The following is a 16,857-nucleotide window of genomic DNA, read 5'->3' as shown; positions in this document are numbered from 1 at the left end:
CGGGGCCGGGGGCCGCCTCGGAATCCCGGCTCCACGCTCCGGCCCGGGCCCCCGGGCCCCCGGGCCCCCGGGAGCCGGGATTCCGCGCTCCGGCCCGGGGCCCCGCCATACCCGGGAGGCGCTTGACCGAGACCGCACCCCCGATTGGGCACGTAGCGTGTTCGCGCTGCTGCATTATGTAGCAGGATGGCTGCCGACGGCGCGCGGGAACGCGGAGGGGGACGATGGCGGGATTCCTTTTCCGCAGGCTGCTCAACTACCTGGCGTTGATCGCCGTCGCCACGAGCCTGGCCTACGCGCTGGCGGCCACCGCGCTGAACCCGCGGGCCAACTACGAGGGCCGCAACCCGCCGATCCCGCCCGCCGTGGTCGACGCCCGCCTGGCCGAGCTGAACCTCGACGATCGCACGCCGCTGCCCGAGCGTTACCTGAGGTGGGCGGGCGGGGTCGTGCGCGGCGACTTCGGCAGGACGGTCACCGGCGGGTCGGTCAACCAGGACCTCGGGCGGCGGATCGGCGTCACCCTGCGGCTGATCACCGCCGGGCTGCTGCTCGGCAGCGTCACCGGCGTGCTCGTCGGGGCCTGCGCGGCCGTCCGGCAGTACGGCCCGTTCGACCGGTTGTCCACCGGCGCGTCGTTCGCCGTGCTGGCCGTCCCCACCGTCGTGCTCGCCAACGTCCTGATCATCGCCGCGGTCTGGTTCAACTACCTGGTGGGCGCCCACGTCTTCCTGGTCAGCGGTGAGGCGACGCCGGGCCTTCCCGGCGGCTTCGCCGCGCAGGCGGCCGACCGCCTGCGGCACCTGGCCCTGCCGACGCTGTCGCTGTCGCTGGGCCTGGCCGCGGTCTACAGCCGCTACCAGCGCAACATGATGCTCGACGTCCTGGGGGCCGACTTCGTGCGCACGGCCATGGCCAAGGGGCTGCGCCGCCGTACCGCGCTGGTCAGGCACGCGCTGCGCACCGCGCTGATCCCGGCGGTCACCTACTTCGCCTTCACCTTCGGCGCGCTGCTGGTCGGCACGACCTTCACCGAGAAGATCTTCGGCTGGCACGGCATGGGGGAACAGCTCGTCGACTCCATCTCCGGCAACGACGTCAACACCGTCGCGGCGATCAGCTGCTTCGCCGCCCTCGCGGTGCTGGCCGCCGCCCTGGCCTCCGACCTGATGCACGCCGTTCTCGACCCGCGGGTCCGGGTGGGGGCGGGCCGATGAGCGTCACCGGCGAGGAGCTCGCCGAGCAGTTCGAGGCGGGAGACCGGCTCGGTGCGCCGTCGCGGCTCCGGGTGGTCGCGGGCCGCTTCTTCGGCTCGTTCCAGGGCCGGGCCGGGTTCGCGCTGCTGGCGCTGATGTTCCTGCTGGCCTTCGCCGGCCCGCTGCTCGGCCGGTGGAGCTACACCGACCGCGACTTCACCGCCTTCCTCGCGCCGCCCTCGTCCGTCCACTGGTGGGGCACGCTGCAGACCGGAGCCGACGTGTACGCCGTCACGCTGCGCGGCATGCGGCGGTCGCTGGTCGTCGGCCTGCTCGCCGCGGTCGTCGGCACCGCGCTGGCGGCCGTGGTGGGAGCGTTCGCCGGATACTTCGCGGGCTGGACCGACCGGGTGCTGACCTGGTTCACCGACCTGCTGCTGGTGCTCCCGGCCTTCCTGATCCTGGCGGTCATGTCGCCGCTCTTCGCGAGCGGTCAGTGGCCGCTGTTCGTGCTGGTGCTGGCGCTGTTCCTGTGGATGGTCACCTCCAAGATCGTGCGGAGCGTGACGATCTCGCTCCGGGAGCGGGAGTTCGTGCACGCCGCCCGGTTCATGGGGGTGCGGCCCACCACGGTCGTCTTCCGGCACATCCTGCCGAACATGTCCTCGCTGCTGGTCGTGGACGCCACGCTCAACGTCAGCGCCGCGATCCTCACCGAGACCTCCCTGTCCTACTTCGGCTTCGGCATCCAGCCGCCCGACGTCTCGCTGGGCAGCCTCATCGCCGACGGCACGAAGACGGCCCTGTACGCCCCGTGGACGTTCTGGTTCTGCGCCGGGCTGCTGGTCGTGACGGTGCTCGCGGTCAACATGGTCGGAGACTCCCTGCGGGACGCCTTCGACCCGGCCTCCGGGAGAGGACGCGGATGAAGGGGTACGGCGGGCTCCGAGCGGAGACGGCGGGCCGTCCCGGCACGGGCCGGACGGACCCGGCCGGCCCGGCGGATCGGGACGATCCGGCTGACCGGGGCGACTCGGCGGACCGCCATGACCCGGCGGAGCGGCCAGGCCCGGTGCTGGAGGTGACCGGCCTCCACGTGACCTTCGGCGCGGGGGCCGGGGCGGTGCGCGCTGTACGGGGGGTGAGCTACGCCGTCCGGCCGGGGGAGGTGCTGGGCGTCGTCGGCGAGTCGGGGTCCGGGAAGTCGGTCACCTCGCTGGCCGTGATGGGCCTGCTGCCGCCGCACGCCCGCGTCACCGGCTCGGTGCGGCTGCGCGGCCGGGAGATCCTCGGGGCGGACGAGAAGACCCTCTCGGCCGTCCGGGGTGGGACGATCTCGATGGTCTTCCAGGACCCGCTCTCCGCGCTCACCCCGGTCTACCGGGTGGGCGACCAGATCGCCGAGGCGGTCAGGATCCACCAGCGGGTGAGCAGGGGGAACGCCGCCCGCCGGGCCGTCGAGCTGCTCGACCTGGTCGGCATCCCCGACGCCGCGCGGCGCGCCCGCGCCTTCCCGCACGAGTTCTCCGGCGGCATGCGCCAGCGCGTCATGATCGCGATGGCGATCGCCAACGACCCCGACGTGATCCTCTGCGACGAGCCCACCACCGCCCTCGACGTCACGGTCCAGGCCCAGGTGCTGGAGGTGCTGCGGCGGGCGCGGCGCGAGACCGGCGCGGCGATCGTGCTGATCACCCACGACCTGGGGGTGGTGGCCGGGTTCGCCGACCGGGTGATGGTCATGTACGCCGGGAGGCCCGTCGAGACCGGGCCGGTGGACGACGTCTACCTGCGGCCGCGCATGCCGTACACCGCGGGCCTGCTCGCCGCGGTCCCACGGCTGGACGCCGCGGAGCGGCCGGTGCCGATCGAGGGGACGCCGCCGTCGCCGGCGGCGCTGCCCCCGGGCTGCCCGTTCGAGCCGCGCTGCCCCCTGGCGGTCCCCGCCTGCGCCGTCGCCGAGCCCGCCCTGGAACCGGTCGGCTCGCCCGGCCACCTGGCCGCGTGCGTCCGCGCGGGTGAGATCGAGGCCACGGGCGGGGCCGTGCTCGCGGCCCGCCCCCCGGGCGTCCTCCCGGTGGCGGGTCTTCCGGCTGAGACGGACGTCCCGGGGCGGACCGGCGAGACGGCCGGTGGGGAAGTCCCGGAAGAACCCGGCGGGACGGCCGGCGAGAGAGTCCCGGAGGGGCCCGGCGGGCGCGCGGCACGGCCGCGACGGGACCGTGAGGTGGTCCTCGCGGTGGACGGCCTGGTCAGGCACTACCCCCTGACGAAGGGGACGCTCCTGCGGCGGCGGATCGGCACGGTCCTGGCGGTGGACGGCGTCTCCTTCGACGTCCGGGAACGCGAGACGCTGGCGCTCGTCGGGGAGTCCGGCTGCGGCAAGACGACGACGCTGATGGAGATCCTGAGGCTGGAACGGCCGCAGGGCGGCACGGTCACCGTGCTGGGCCGCGACGTCGCGGCGCTGGGGACCCGTGACCGGATGGCGATCCGGCGCGACCTGCAGGTCGTCTTCCAGGACCCGATGGCCTCGCTCGACCCCCGGATGACGGTCTACGACATCGTCGCCGAGCCGCTGCGCACCCACGGGGTGCGGCGGCCGGGGCCGAGGGTCCGCGAGCTGCTGCGCCTGGTCGGACTGGAATCCGGCCATGCCGCGCGCCACCCGCAGGACTTCTCCGGGGGACAGCGCCAGCGCGTCGGCATCGCCCGCGCGCTCGCGCTGGAGCCCCGCCTGGTCGTGCTGGACGAGCCGGTCTCCGCGCTCGACGTGTCGGTCCGGGCGGGCGTGCTCGACCTCCTCACGGACCTCAAGACGCGGCTGGGCCTGTCCTACCTGTTCGTCGCGCACGACCTGGCCGTGGTCCGGCACCTCGCCGACCGGGTCGCGGTCATGTACCTCGGGGTGATCGCCGAGATCGGCCGGGTCGATCGGGTCTACGCCGCGCCGTTGCACCCCTACACGCGGGCCCTGCTGTCGGCCGTGCCGGTGCCCGATCCCGTCGCGGAGCGCTCCCGCGGGCACGTCCTGCTGGAGGGCGACCTGCCCAGCCCGGCCGACCCGCCCTCCGGCTGCCGGTTCCGCACCCGCTGCCCGCTGTTCCGGGTGCTCGGCGAGGCCGAGCGGGCGCGGTGCTCGGGCGAGCGGCCCCCGCTCCGGACGTTCGGCGACGACCACGCCGTCTCGTGCCACTTCGCGGAGAGATCCGGAGCCGGATGAGACCGCCGGCCGGGGGAGCACGCCGTACGGGGGCCGCATCGGGTGGGCGGGCCGCGTCATGGAGCCGGAGGGCCACGCCGTACGGAGGTCGCATCGGGTGGGCGGGCCGCGTCATGAGGCCAGAGAGGCGACGTCGGATGAACCAGTCGGATGAACCAGGAGGAAGCGTGACATCATTCCGGCGCGCGGCCGCGTTCGCCGCCGTGCTGGCCACGGCCTGGGCGCTCGCCCTGACCGGCTGCGCCGGCGGGCGGGGAGCCGGGCCGGGCGGGGACGACAGGGCCGGCCCGATCCGCGCCTACGACATCAACCCCGTCCCGCGCGAGGGGGTCAAAAACGGCGGGCGGCTCCGCTGGGGCCTCAGCGAGTATCCGGCTAACTGGAACCTCAACCACGTCGACGGCAACTCCGCGATGGTCAAGAAGGTCATCGACGGGCTGATGCCCTCCGCCTTCCGCTCCGACGAGCAGGGCCACGTGTCGGCGAACACCGACTACGTGCTCTCCGGCGAGGTCACCGCGCGCACCCCCAGGCAGGTCGTCACGCTGCGGCTCAACCCCCGGGCCCGGTGGTCCGACGGCACCCCGGTCACCTGGGAGGACTACCGCGCCCAGTGGCGGGCGCTGAACGGCTCCGATCCCGCCTACCGCGTCGCCGGAACCACCGGCTACCAGGACATCCAGGACGTCGCCAGGGGCCGGGACGACCACGAGGCCGTCATCACCTTCGCCCGTCCCTTCGGCGACTGGCAGTCGCTGTTCGGGCCGCTGTACCCGAGGTCCACCAACGCCACCCCCCAGGCGTTCAACACCGCCTGGCTGAACCGCATCCCGGTGACCGCGGGGCCCTTCAGGCTCGGCTCGTTCGACCAGACGGCCAAGACCGTCACGCTCCTGCGGGACGACCGCTGGTGGGGCGACCGGGCCAAGCTGGACCAGATCATCTTCCGGGCGATGGAGAGCGACGCGCTGGTCGGCGCGTTCAGCAACGGCGAGCTGGACACCTTCGACGTCGGCCCGTCCGCGCCCGACTACATGCGGGCCAGGAGCACCCCGGACGCGGTCGTACGGCAGGCCGCCGGCCCGGACTTCCGGCACATCACGATGAACGGCGAGAGCGCGGCGCTCTCCGACGTCCGGGTGCGCCGGGCCGTCGCGACGGGCATCGACCGGCAGGTCATCGCCCGATCCGACCTGCAGGGCCTCGACTGGCCCATCACCCTGCTGGGCAACCACTTCCTGATGAACACCCAGGAGGGCTACCGCGACAACGCCGGAAGGACCGGCGTCTACGACCCCGCCGAGGCCGGGCGGCTGCTGGACGCCGCCGGATGGAGGCTCTCCGGCCAGACCCGCCGCAAGGACGGCCGGGACCTGAGCCTGCGTTTCGTCGTGCCGTCCGGTCTCCAGCTCACCAAGTCCGAGGCCGAGCTGGTGCAGAGCATGCTCGCCCGGATCGGCGTCAGGGTCGTCATCCAGTCGGTGCCCAGTGACGACTACTTCACGAGATACATCATCCCCGGCAACTACGACATCACCGCGTTCTCCTACGTGGGCACGCCCTTCCCCGTCTCCAGCGGCTACGGCCAGTACGCCGACGCGTCCAAGGACGCCGCCGGGCACCTCCAGTGGAACGCAAACCTGGGCCGCATCGGCTCCCCGCGGATCGACGCCGCCATGCAGAAGGCGACCGCCGAGCTCGACCAGGAGCGTGCCCTGGCCGCCACCAACGCCGCCGACCGGCTGATCTGGGAGGAGGTCAACGTGGTGACGCTCTACCAGCGCCCGCAGAACGTCGCGGTCGGCCGCGACGTGGCCAACTACGGCGCCCGCGGCTTCTACGACCTGCGCTACCAGGACATCGGTTTCACCCGCTGAATCCGCGCCGGCGTCCCCGGGGACGGGCCCGCCCGGCCCGCCGGTCCGGCCGGCGCCCGGGAGCCGGGCCTCCGTGCGGAACGGCGGTCGGCACAGCGGTCGCCACGGTGGCCGGCCCACACGGTCCGGCCGCCGCTGATCTCTCCGTCGGAGCGGTGGTGTAGAACCTCATCCATGTCTGTCTCCCTGACCTGGCCGCAGGTGCTCGCCTGGCGGCTGAGGCGGCAGTTCGTCGACCCGGTGGCCGGCCCGGACGCGGTCTCGGTGGTCCGCCGCCTGACCGGGGTGCAGGCGCAGGTGGCCTCCTCCGCCGAGCTGGCCGTGGCCGTACGGCACGCCGCCCCCCGCCCCGGCGAGCTCGACGAGGCCCTGTGGCGCGACCGCACCCTGGTGAAGACCTGGACGGCGCGCGGCACCCTGCACCTGGTCCCCGCCGACGAGCTGGCCGCCCACACCTCGGTCCTCGGCTCCTTCCGCCACTGGGAGAAGGGGTCCTGGCAGCGGGGCCACGGCGTCTCCGCCGCCGAGGTCGCCGCGATCCTGGAGGCGGTGCCCGCGGCGCTCGCGGGCCGCGCGCTCACCCGCGAGGAGCTGGTCGAGGCGGTCGTCGAGATCACCGGCGACGCTCATCTGCGGGAGGCGCTCACCTCCGGCTGGGGCGCCCTGCTCAAGCCGCTCAGCTTCCTCGGCGAGCTCTGCCACGGCCCGCCGCGCGCGGGCCGGGTGACCTTCGTCAGCCCCCGCGACTGGCTGGCCGGGCACCGGCCCGGATCGCTCCCGCCCGAGGAGGGCGGCGTGCGGCTGGTCCGCTCCTTCCTCGGCGCGCACGGCCCCGCCACCCCCGAGACCTTCGACACCTGGCTCTACCGCGGGGGAGCCCGGAAGGCGGCGCTGCGCGGCTGGTTCGGCGACCTCGCCCCCGAACTGGCCGAGGTCGAGGTCGAGGGACGGCCGATGACGATGCTCGCCGGGCACCTCGACGACCTGGCCGCGACCGCTCCCGCCGCCGGGGTCCACCTGCTTCCCGGCTTCGACCAGTACATCCTGGGCGCTCCCCGCGACCTCACGCCGCTCCTGCCCGCGGCGGCCCGGCCGAAGGTCAGCCGGGCCGCAGGCTGGATCTCCCCGGTCGTGGTCCACCGGGGCCGGGTCGCCGGGGTCTGGGAGGCGAAGGACGGCGAGATCGTCCTCGACCTCTTCGAGGACGTGCCCGCCGCCGCCCTGGCCGCCGAGACCGAACGCGTCGGGGCCCTGCTGCGGCGGGGGCGGACCGGCGCCTGAGCGGCGGGGCCCCGCCGAGCCCGGGGCCCCGCCGCCCCACCCCGCCGCGCCCGCCCGTCCGGCGCGCCCGGCGCCCCGGTCGTGCCAGCGCCCCGGCTGTCCCGGCGGCCCGGGTGCCCCGGCCACACGGGCGCCCCGGCCGTGCCGGGGAGCGGTCACAGCGGTGGGGCGAACGTCCAGCCGCGTGCCAGCAGGGCGTCGATCGCCTCGACGGCCCGCTCCAGCCGCGCGGCCGGAGGTCCGGACACCACGACGTGCGGCAGCCCCCGCGCCCGGAGCTCCTCGCGGAAGCGGGCGTCCATCCGGTGCCGGATCGCCTCGCCGTCCCGCCAGCCGTCCTGTTCGAACGGCACGTCCTCCACGGAGGTGTGGATCCACAGGTCGTGCCGGGCCCGCGGGGGAACGGCGCAGGCCGTCCCGAGGTAGCGCTCGTGCCACAGCGAGGTGGCGAACGCGTCGGTGTCGCACACCAGCAGCGGGGAGCCCACACGGGCGGCGGCGTCCTCCCAGGCGAGCTGGCGCTCGGCGATCTCCGTGAACTCCGCGGAGTCCCACTCCAGGCCGTCCAGCCACGGCTCGGGGAGCCCGGCCGCCTTCGCCCGGCGGCGGGCCAGGGCGAGCTTCTCCTCGCAGTACGTCCTGCCGTACTCGGGGACCCAGCGGGTCGCCGCCCAGGGCCCGCCCCGGGCGGCGTAGTGGGCGGCCAGGTCCCTGGCCAGGGTGGTGGTGCCGCTGGACTCGGCGCCGACGACCGCCACGCGGCGGGCCAGGTGGCCGCGGACCGCCGGGGACAGCCACGGCCAGCACGCCACCGGGTCGCGCCGGACCATCGTCCCGCTCACCGGGAACCGCGCCCGGGTCGCGTCGACGCTCACGTGGGCGGCGCCGAACCGGCGGGCCAGCTCCGGGCCGTACTCCTCCGAGGAGAAGACCGCGTCGATCCGCGGGACGACGCCGTGCGCCAGGGCGAGCGCGTGCCGGAACACCGCCACGTGCGCGGCCCAGATCCCCGGATCGCCGTAGTCGATCTCGACGTCGTCGACCACCGGGGCGATCGTCACGCCGGGCTGCGGGTGGGCTTCGCGCAGCCAGGCGGCGCGCAGCGCCAGCGGGACGCTCTCCGCCGACGAGGCGGTCACCACCACGCTCACCCGGGCGCACCGGGCCGCCGCGGTGTCGACGAGGTGGTGGTGACCCGCGTGCGGAGGGTAGAACTTGCCGATCACCAGCCCGTGGGCGAAGGACCCGGCCGCGCCGTCCGCCCCGGTCACGTCATCCGGAAGGCCCGCCCCGCTCACGTCGCCCGGACGACCCTCGCTCACATCGCCAGGACGGCCCGGCCCGCTCACGTCGCCGAAGCCGCTCATCCCGGTCACGCCGTCACCGGGACCGGCCGGGCCGCGAGCTCTCCGCGCCAGGCCCGCAGGCCCGCGACGCAGAGCGCGAGGAAGACCACGTACAGGACGGCGGTGAGGTACAGCCCCTTGTAGGCGTAGAGCGGGATGTAGACCAGGTCGGCCGCGATCCACAGCCACCACGACTCCACGAGCTTGCGTGTCTGCCCGTAGGTGGCCGTCAGCGACAGCGCGGTGGTCAGCGCGTCCCAGAAGGGCACGGTGGAGTCGGTCCAGGTCGCGAGGGCGACGGTGAGCACGGCGGTGGCGGCGGCGCCGCAGAGGGCCAGCGCGGTCCACTCGGCGCGGCGGGTCCGGCGCACCGCCGGCCGGGTGCGGCCCGCCCCGCCGTACGTCCACTGCCACCAGCCGTACGCGCCGAGCGCCACGTAGAGGACCTGCAGGGCCGCGTCGGCGTAGAGCCCGACGGCCAGGAACACCAGTCCCAGCAGGACCACGTTGGCGATCCCGATCGGCCAGTTGGCGATGTGCTGTCGGGCCACCAGCCAGACCGTGAGGATGCCGCTGGCGAAGCCCAGCAGCTCGGCCCAGCTGGTCGGCGTCCCGGCGAGGGTGAAGGCGGGCTGGAGGAGGGGGTCGAGCAGTTCGGCGAGGGACATGCGCTCTCCTTTATCGTCGATATGACGATAAAGGGTCAGCGGAGACGGAACCAGACCGGGTCCCCCGGACGCAGTTGCGCGGCCGTCGCCAGGTCGGCCGGGACGACGACGGCGATGACCGGATAGCCGCCGGTCGGGGGATGGTCGGCGAGGAAGACGATCGGCCGGCCGTCCGGCGGCACCTGAACCGCCCCGGCCACCATGCCCTCGCTGGGCAGCTCACCGTCGCGGACGCGCCGCAGGGCCGCCCCTGTCAGCCGTACGCCGACCCGGTTGCTGTGCTCGCTCACCCGGTACGGCGCGGCGCACAGCGCCTCCAGCGCGTCCGGGGCGAACCAGTCGTCGCGGGGGCCGGGAAGCACCCGCAGCACGCCCCGCGGGGCCGGAGGCGGCGGCGCGGCGTCGACGACGATCGGCCGCAGGCCGGCGGCCGGGCCCAGAGGCAGGCGCAGCCCCGGGACCAGCGGCGCCGGCCCCAGGCCGGAGAGCGCGTCGGTCGAGCGGCTGCCCAGGACGGCCGGCACGTCGAGGCCGCCGCGGGCCGCGACGTAGGTGCGCAGCCCCTCGGCGGGCGTCCCCACCCGCAGCTCGCCGCCGGGCGGCACCCACACCGGCGCGTACGGCCCCACGGCTCCGAGCTGTGCCAGACCCCGTGCCGCGTCCCGCGAGGTTCCGGCGGCGGGGGAGCCGGCCGGGTCCCCCGCTCCACCGGGGACGTGGAGCGTGAGGGGGCAGGGCGCCCCGGTGACGGCGACCCAGGCGCCGGCGGGGAACCGCAGGCGGGCGCCGCCGAAGGTCAGCTCGATCCCGGCGGCGTCCTCGGGGTTGCCGACCAGCCGGTTGGCCAGCCGCAGGCTCGGCGCGTCCGCGGCGCCGGAACGCGGCACCCCGAGGTGGCCGTGGCCGGGACGGCCCAGGTCCTGCACGGTGGCGTACGGGCCGGGCACGATCACCTCGACCACGCGGGGGCCGGGAGCCGGCTCCGGGATCATCCCGCACCGCCGGGACGGGCACCCGATCGGACCGAGAGGACGGCGGCGCTCATCCCCGCAACACCCGGAAACGGGCCCGATCGAACGGAGAGGACGGCGGCGCTCATCCCCGCACCGCCCGGAAGCGGACCCTGGTGCCGGGGGTGAGCAGCGCGGGCGGGTCGGCGGCCGTGTCCCACACGGTCAGGGAGGACCGCCCGAGCAGTCGCCAGCCGCCCGGCGAGGCCGCGGGGTAGACCGCCGAGTACTCGTCGGCGATCGCCACCGCCCCGGCGGGCACCGAGGTCCGGGGCGTGGACAGGCGTGGCACGTGCAGCACCGGGTCCAGGCCGATGAGGTAGGCGAAGCCCGGGGCGAACCCCAGCCAGCCCACCGTCAACTCCACGCCGGTGTGCCGCTCGACGACCTCCCGCACCGGCAGCCCGCTCAGCTCGGCCACCTCGGCGAGGTCGGGGCCGTCGTAGACCACCGGGACCGTCACCGTCCCGCGCGCCCCGGAGGGGGCCGGGGCGGCGTCGCGCGCCGCGCCGAGCAGCTGGGACAGCCGGGCCCGCAGGGCTCCCGGGTCGGCGCCCGGGGCGACGACGAGGACGGTGGCGGGACCGGGCACGATCTCGGTCACCCCCGCCGGGGGGTGTTCCCGCAGCAGGGCGTCCAGCCGGTGGGACACCTCCAGCGAGCCGGTCTCCACCAGCAGCGCGGATTCCCCGGCCCGGCGGATCACCGGAAGGACCGCAGCCTCACCCCGGCGGCCTCCAGCGCCTCGCGGACGGCCCGCGCCAGCGTCACCGCGCCGGGGGTGTCGCCGTGCACGCAGATGGAGCGGGCGTCCACCGCGACCTCCGAGCCGTCCGCCGCGGTGACCGTCCCGGACGTCGCCATCCGTACGGCGCGGGCCGCGACCGCGGCGGGATCGTGCAGCACCGCGCCGGGGGAGCGGCGGGGGACCAGCGCGCCGGCCGAGGTGTAGGCGCGGTCGGCGAACGCCTCGGTGACGGTGGACACGCCCGCGCGGGCCGCGACGGCGTGGACGGCCGAGCCGGGCAGCGTGAGCACCGGCAGGCCCGGGTCGTAGCCGGCCACCGCCGCCACGACGGCCTCGGCCTGCCCGGTGTCGCGGCAGATCCGGTTGTACAGCGCGCCGTGCGGCTTGACGTAGGAGACCCGGCCGCCCATCGCCCTGGCGATCCCGTCCACCGCCGCGAGCTGGTAGAGCACCTCGGCGCACAGCTCCTCGGGATCGACCTCCATCTCGCGCCGCCCGAAGCCGGCCAGGTCGTGGTAGGAGACCTGGGCGCCGATGGCCACCCCCCGGTCGGCCGCGGCCGCGCAGGTGCGGCGGATCGTACGGGGATCGCCGGCGTGGAAGCCGCAGGCGATGTTCGCGCTGGTCACGATGTCCAGCAGGGCGATGTCGTCGCCCAGCGGCCAGACGCCGAACCCCTCGCCGAGGTCGGCGTTCAGGTCGATCGCCACGCCGGTCACCACCGTCCTTTCGTCCCCGGCGGCTCGTCGGGGATGTCGGCGATGTCGTCGAGGGCGACGGCGAGCTCCTCGGGGTCGTCGCCGATCCGCTCGACGATCTCCATCAGCACGTGCAGGACGTCGTGCCGGTCGTGGCCCAGGTCCAGCAGCCGCTGGGCGGCCTCCCACAGCTGCGGGGGGTCGCCCTCCCACAGTCGGCCGGCGATCTCCTCGTGCCAGGCGAGGTGCTCGTCGCGGTCGGGCCGGAGCAGTTCGTCCGCGTGGTCGATCTCCAGCAGGACCCGCCGGTCGGCGTCGTCGGCCGGGTTGAGCACGTCGAGCTTGACCTCGCCGTGCGTGCCCTGAAGGAAGGGGAACGCGAAGACCCGCCGGGCCAGCGCCGACAGGTCGCCGTCGGGCAGCAGCCTCTCCAGCAGGTCGCGGTCGATGCCGAAGGTGGTCGGGTCGCGGTAGGCCTCGGCGAACTTCCCCGTCGCCTCCCAGATCCCGTCCAGCGTGGCGCGCAGGCCCTCCTCCGGCAGCCCGGTCCGGCGGGCCGCGAAGCGCGCCCAGGCGCCGAGCACGTGCGGCACCGCCTCCTGCTCGGCCGGGCTGAGCATCACCTTGCGCGGCAGCCAGTCGAGCAGGAACGCCTCGCACTTGGCCGGGCTGACCCGCAGGGGACGCCCGAAGTCCTGGTCGCAGCCGTAGTCGATGATGTGGTCGGCGCACCGTGAGGCCGCCGACGGGTCCGACAGGTGCTCGGCCGCGTCCGAGGAGAGGAACTCCGCGGCGAGCATCGCCCGGCGGTCGCGGCTGTAGGGGGCCTCGCTGTGCAGCGGGGCCGGGCGCTTGCGGCCGGGCGGCAACGCCTTGATCCGGGAGCGGGCGAAGGCGTGGTAGGCGCTGTAGCTGTCGCTGACCGGCGCGGTCGTCCTGCGGTCGCCGTACTCGGCGGTGGCCTTCATCGCCGACTCCAGCAGCGCCCGCGCCTGCTGCGACTCGATCTCCTCGAACCGGAGCATCGGGTTGGCCTCGGCCTCGGCCCTGGCCTGTTCCAGCAGCTTGTCGACGTGCGAGGAGACCCAGGCGTCGCGGGCGATGCCGCGCATGTTGTAGTCGACGACCATGACCAGGGCGTGCGGCTCCTCGGCGGCCTCGGCCCCGCGGTAGCCGAAGGCGCACACGACGGTGTCCTGGTCGCCGTAGGCGTCTCGGGAGACGTAGCAGCCGGTGGGCTTGACCGCGCCCAGCCGGTCGGCCCACCGGGGCCTGGCGACGTCGCGCTCGATGAGCGCCAGCGCCGCGCCCTCCGCCTTGGCCGCCTGGCGGGCCGTGCCGAGGTAGGCCAGCGCGATCAGCAGGGTCAGCGCGGCGGGGGAGCCGGCCTTGGCGGCGTAGTCGACCAGGCCCTCGCCGAGTACCTGCTCGGCGTCGCCGCCCTTCAGGCGGCGCCCCCACCAGGCCCCCACCATGTCGGAGACCATGAGCTCGGCGTCCAGCGGGCTGCGTACGGCCAGCAGTTCGCGCGCGGCCACCAGCATCTCGGAGAACACCTCGTCAGGAGACTGGTTCTCCCGAGGGTCTCGGCGGTGTCGCCGGCTCAAGCGGCCTCCCCCGTCGGCCGGATCCCGGTGCCGCCGCGCTGATCGGTTCGCTCGCTCACGCCCCAACCTTCTCGCATTCCCGGGCCAAACGGTGCGTAGGACGCGCTCCGGTGATCTCGATGTTACCGGGGACTTCGGGGCGGCGGCGCGGAGTTGACGAGCGCGAGCAGATGCTCGCGGGCGACGCGTTCCACCACCTCGGGCGTCGCGTCGATCCCCAGATGCTCCGCGCAGGCGCGGACGTCGGCCACGCACCTGCTGACGGCTGCGGAGGGGACGGTGAGGAACTCATGGGCCAGGCGGGCGCTCACCGGATCGTGGAGCTTTGTTGCACCGCCGGCGAGACGGGCGACCAGAGCGGACATGTATGTCGCATTCCTCCGGGATCCCGGGGCAAACCCCCGGACGGACGACGGGGACGTGCGTTCTCATTTCACAGCCTATCGCGCGCCTGTCAACCCCTGGCCCTGTCCGGGATGCCGGGTTGACATGAATTCTGACAGGTTTGTGAGGTCGGGGAGTAAACGAATGTCCCCGAAGAGGGAGCCAAATCGGGATTGAGTCAGTAGCCTGATCTTGTTCGGGGCGCGCGCGGGGCCGAGGTGGACGGTTGTCGGGACGGTCCGGCTTGATCCTGCTAGGGTCCTGGCGGCATACGGAGGTGGACGCGGAGGGGAACGGCGCCACCATTCGGCTTCGGCGGAATGCTGGTCGGGCGATGCCCGTGCCGGGAACCCGGCGCGTCAGCGTGCGGGTTCCGGTCCCGGACCGGGGAGGGTCCGCGGGATGCGCGCTTCGCCGCATCCTGAGCGGGGCTTCCGTCCGCACGCACCCATCGCCGATGATGTACTGCAGATCCGGTCCCCCGGAGCTGCGCTACGCCGATTCGCAAGTTTGGAGATGTGCCTCGTGGGAGACCCTGGCACGCGACGGAGGTGCCGACCATGAGCGCCGAAACCTCCGTGCCCCGTCCCCGGGAGTCTGGTGTGGACATCTCGGACTCCGGTCTGCTCCATGGCCTGTTGTCGCAGTCGCCCTTCGCCTTCGCGTTCTTCGGCCCCGACGGCCGTTTCCACCGGGTGGACGAGGTCTTCGCCGATGTGGTCGGCCTTCCCGCCGAGCGGCTGGTCGGCCGGACGCCGGGCGAGCTGCTCCCGGCCGACCTCACCTCGCTTCTGGAGAGCGCGGTCCGCGGCGTCGCCGCGGGCGCCGACGTCGAGGCCGACCAGCGGATCCGGGTGCGCGCGGCCGACGGCGGCACCCGCCACTGGTCGCTGACCTTCTCCCCGGTCCACGACGACAAGGACGCGCTCCGCGCGGTCTGCCTCGTCGGGGTGGACGTCACCGGCAGCCGGCAGGTCGAGGAGGACCTGCGGCGCAGCGAGGAGCGTTACCGCTCGCTGGTCGAGGCCCAGTCGCAGCTCGTGTGGATCACCTCGCCGAGCGGGGCCGTCGTGGAGGACGCGCCGCAGTGGCGGGCCATCACCGGCCAGGGCCTGGAGGAGTATCTCGCCCACGGCTGGCTGGAGGCCGTCCACCCCGACGACCGGCCGCACACCGAGGAGGCGTGGCGCGAGGCGCTGCGCGGCCGGACCATGTTCGAGTGGAGCTACCGCGTCCGCACCCGTGCCAGCGGCTACCGCCACTTCGAGGTGCGCGCGGTCCCCATCATCCGGCACGGCCGGGTGGTCGAGTGGGTCGGCGCCAACACCGACGTCACCCCGCAGCGCGAGGCCGAGGAGATGCGCGGCCGCCTCACCGACCAGCTCGGCGCCGCCGCGCTGCGCACCGCCCGCCTCCAGGGCGCCACGGCGATGCTCGCCGAGGCGCTCACCGTCGAGCAGGTGGTCCAGGTCATCATCGACGTGGGCCGTACGGCGGTGGCGGCCGACCGGTCGGCGGTGGCCCTGCTCGACGTCGACCGGGCCGCCCTGAAGCTGGTCAACAACGGCGGCATCCCCGACGTCCCCGGCGCGCCGGGCGACGAGATCCCGCTGGCGCACTCCAGCGTGATGACCATGGCCGTCAACAGCCGCCGCCCCGTCTTCGCCGAGTCCCCGGAGAGCCTGCGCGCCCAGCTCGCCGAGGCCGGAGGCGACGAGGAGATCATCTCCGGGTTCATCGCGCACAGCGACGAGCGGGCCTGGGTGGGACTGCCTCTGCTGGCCGCCGGCCGTGCGCTCGGCGCCCTGCGGTTCTCCTTCACCCGTCCCCAGAAGATCTCCCAGGAGGACGGCGTCTTCCTGGAGGCCCTGGCCGGTCAGTGCGCCCTCGCCGTCGAGCGCGCCACGCTGTTCGAGCGGGAGCACCGCACCGCCGAGACGCTCCAGCGCAGCCTGCTGCCCGACCGCCTGCCGGTGGTGCGGGGCCTGGTGCTGGCCCAGCGGTTCCGCTCGGGCAGCCGCCACGTGCAGGTGGGCGGCGACTGGTACGACGCGTTCGTGCTGCAGGACGGCAGGGTCGCGGCGGTGGTCGGCGACGTCATGGGCAAGGGCGTCAAGGCCGCGGCCGGCATGGGCCGGATCCGCAACGCCATGCGGGCCCTGGCGCTGACCAACCCGCCGCCCGCGGCCGTCCTCACCGGCCTGGACCGGGTGTTCGAGGCGACCGAGGAGGAGGAGCAGGTCACCACCCTCGCCTACATGGTCGTGGAGCCCGGCACGGGAGAGGGGACGCTGGCCCTGGCCGGCCATCCGCCGCCCCTGCTGGTCTCGCCCCAGGGAGTGCCGATCCTGTGCGACGGCGAGCCGAGCACCCCGCTCGGCTGGCCGACGAGCCGCAGGCAGTTCCGGTTCTGCGTGCCGCCGGGACACACCGCGGTCCTGTACTCGGACGGCCTGGTGGAGAACCGCAAGCGCGGGCTGGACGCGGGACTCGCCGATCTGTGCTCCGTCGTGACCGAGGCTCCTCCGGAAGTCGTGGGAAGTCCTCACATGTTGCTCGACTTCCTCGTTGATCGCATGTTGGCGGGATATGAGCAGGATGACGACGTCACGGTACTGGCGATCCACGTCCCACCCGCCACGAAGAGTGACTGAATGAAACAGTCATAACGGTTGCTTTCGGGTATCGGTGGCGCGCTTACGTACGCACTACTCTCTTGGTCGGCCTAGGGTGGAGGACAACCGCCAGGAGGCGGCCGTATGGATCACGGTGTCATGTCACAATGCTTGACAGGTGCGTCGCGGTTCGCGCGGCCTCGT

The 16,857-nt window shown here is 74.3% G+C and carries 13 protein-coding genes; 6 read left to right on the top strand and 7 right to left on the bottom strand.

What is annotated here, in order from left to right; all coding sequences use genetic code 11:
- Nucleotides 1–224 precede the first annotated feature (224 nt).
- The 5 genes from AB0D67_RS28855 to AB0D67_RS28835 all read left to right on the top strand — a co-directional run bounded on the left by AB0D67_RS28855 (nt 225) and on the right by AB0D67_RS28835 (nt 7,577).
- On the top strand, nt 225–1,217 hold the full coding sequence (locus AB0D67_RS28855) for an ABC transporter permease (RefSeq protein WP_362942674.1): 993 nt from the start codon (nt 225–227) through the stop codon (nt 1,215–1,217).
- Nucleotides 1,214–2,125: an ABC transporter permease gene (locus AB0D67_RS28850; RefSeq protein ID WP_362942671.1), complete on the top strand. Its 912-nt coding sequence runs from the start codon at nt 1,214–1,216 to the stop codon at nt 2,123–2,125. Before AB0D67_RS28855 ends, AB0D67_RS28850 begins: the two co-directional genes overlap by 4 nt.
- 143 nt (nt 2,126–2,268) lie before the next feature.
- Nucleotides 2,269–4,419, top strand: coding sequence for an ABC transporter ATP-binding protein (locus AB0D67_RS28845; protein ID WP_362942668.1), 2,151 nt, complete (start codon nt 2,269–2,271; stop codon nt 4,417–4,419).
- A gap of 167 nt (nt 4,420–4,586) precedes the next feature.
- Nucleotides 4,587–6,296 carry an ABC transporter family substrate-binding protein gene (locus AB0D67_RS28840; RefSeq protein WP_362942665.1) on the top strand — a complete coding sequence of 570 codons (1,710 nt, stop codon included), beginning with the start codon at nt 4,587–4,589 and terminating at the stop codon, nt 6,294–6,296.
- Nucleotides 6,297–6,470: 174 nt separating this feature from the next.
- Nucleotides 6,471–7,577 carry a winged helix DNA-binding domain-containing protein gene (locus tag AB0D67_RS28835; RefSeq protein ID WP_362942662.1) on the top strand — a complete coding sequence of 369 codons (1,107 nt, stop codon included), beginning with the start codon at nt 6,471–6,473 and terminating at the stop codon, nt 7,575–7,577.
- 155 nt (nt 7,578–7,732) lie between these two features.
- Here AB0D67_RS28835 and AB0D67_RS28830 read toward each other — a convergent pair whose 3' ends face one another.
- The 7 genes from AB0D67_RS28830 to AB0D67_RS28800 all read right to left on the bottom strand — a co-directional run bounded on the left by AB0D67_RS28830 (nt 7,733) and on the right by AB0D67_RS28800 (nt 14,019).
- Nucleotides 7,733–8,944 carry an AAA family ATPase gene (locus AB0D67_RS28830; RefSeq protein WP_362942764.1) on the bottom strand — a complete coding sequence of 404 codons (1,212 nt, stop codon included), beginning with the start codon at nt 8,942–8,944 and terminating at the stop codon, nt 7,733–7,735.
- A 5-nt stretch (nt 8,945–8,949) separates the two neighbouring features.
- Complete coding sequence (gene pnuC / locus AB0D67_RS28825; protein WP_362942659.1) at nt 8,950–9,591, bottom strand: nicotinamide riboside transporter PnuC; 642 nt, start codon at nt 9,589–9,591, stop codon at nt 8,950–8,952.
- A 35-nt stretch (nt 9,592–9,626) separates the two neighbouring features.
- Nucleotides 9,627–10,583, bottom strand: coding sequence for a biotin-dependent carboxyltransferase family protein (locus tag AB0D67_RS28820; protein ID WP_362942656.1), 957 nt, complete (start codon nt 10,581–10,583; stop codon nt 9,627–9,629).
- Between the two features lie 103 nt (nt 10,584–10,686).
- Nucleotides 10,687–11,307, bottom strand: coding sequence for a carboxyltransferase domain-containing protein (locus tag AB0D67_RS28815; protein WP_362942653.1), 621 nt, complete (start codon nt 11,305–11,307; stop codon nt 10,687–10,689).
- Nucleotides 11,304–12,059, bottom strand: coding sequence for a 5-oxoprolinase subunit PxpA (locus AB0D67_RS28810; protein ID WP_362942650.1), 756 nt, complete (start codon nt 12,057–12,059; stop codon nt 11,304–11,306). The genes AB0D67_RS28815 and AB0D67_RS28810 overlap by 4 nt, the downstream gene beginning before the upstream one ends.
- Before the next feature lie 5 nt (nt 12,060–12,064).
- Entirely contained in the window at nt 12,065–13,591 is a 1,527-nt protein-coding gene (locus AB0D67_RS28805) for a hypothetical protein (RefSeq protein WP_362942761.1), read from the bottom strand.
- Nucleotides 13,592–13,776: 185 nt separating this feature from the next.
- The gene (locus tag AB0D67_RS28800; protein ID WP_362942647.1) at nt 13,777–14,019 is read right to left on the bottom strand and encodes a hypothetical protein; all 243 of its coding nucleotides are present in this window, start codon (nt 14,017–14,019) and stop codon (nt 13,777–13,779) included.
- 579 nt (nt 14,020–14,598) lie between these two features.
- On the opposite strand from AB0D67_RS28800, the gene AB0D67_RS28795 reads away from it, so the two are divergent.
- Nucleotides 14,599–16,692, top strand: coding sequence for a SpoIIE family protein phosphatase (locus AB0D67_RS28795; protein WP_362942644.1), 2,094 nt, complete (start codon nt 14,599–14,601; stop codon nt 16,690–16,692).
- Nucleotides 16,693–16,857: the final 165 nt, after the last annotated feature.

Origin of the sequence: Streptosporangium sp. NPDC048047, assembly GCF_040653115.1 — a bacterium.
In the GTDB taxonomy this organism is placed as follows: domain Bacteria; phylum Actinomycetota; class Actinomycetes; order Streptosporangiales; family Streptosporangiaceae; genus Streptosporangium.
This window is presented reverse-complemented; position numbering and strand designations above follow the sequence as displayed.

Excerpts from the sequence above, each read along its gene's own strand:
- AB0D67_RS28820 (WP_362942656.1), bottom strand. The coding sequence starts at position 10,583 with ATGATCCCGGAGCCGGCTCCCGGCCCCCGCGTGGTCGAGGTGATCGTG.
- AB0D67_RS28835 (WP_362942662.1), top strand. The coding sequence starts at position 6,471 with ATGTCTGTCTCCCTGACCTGGCCGCAGGTGCTCGCCTGGCGGCTGAGG.
- AB0D67_RS28850 (WP_362942671.1), top strand. The coding sequence starts at position 1,214 with ATGAGCGTCACCGGCGAGGAGCTCGCCGAGCAGTTCGAGGCGGGAGAC.
- AB0D67_RS28830 (WP_362942764.1), bottom strand. The coding sequence starts at position 8,944 with ATGAGCGGCTTCGGCGACGTGAGCGGGCCGGGCCGTCCTGGCGATGTG.
- AB0D67_RS28800 (WP_362942647.1), bottom strand. The coding sequence starts at position 14,019 with ATGTCCGCTCTGGTCGCCCGTCTCGCCGGCGGTGCAACAAAGCTCCAC.
- AB0D67_RS28795 (WP_362942644.1), top strand. The coding sequence starts at position 14,599 with ATGAGCGCCGAAACCTCCGTGCCCCGTCCCCGGGAGTCTGGTGTGGAC.
- pnuC (WP_362942659.1), bottom strand. The coding sequence starts at position 9,591 with ATGTCCCTCGCCGAACTGCTCGACCCCCTCCTCCAGCCCGCCTTCACC.
- AB0D67_RS28855 (WP_362942674.1), top strand. The coding sequence starts at position 225 with ATGGCGGGATTCCTTTTCCGCAGGCTGCTCAACTACCTGGCGTTGATC.
- AB0D67_RS28805 (WP_362942761.1), bottom strand. The coding sequence starts at position 13,591 with ATGCTGGTGGCCGCGCGCGAACTGCTGGCCGTACGCAGCCCGCTGGAC.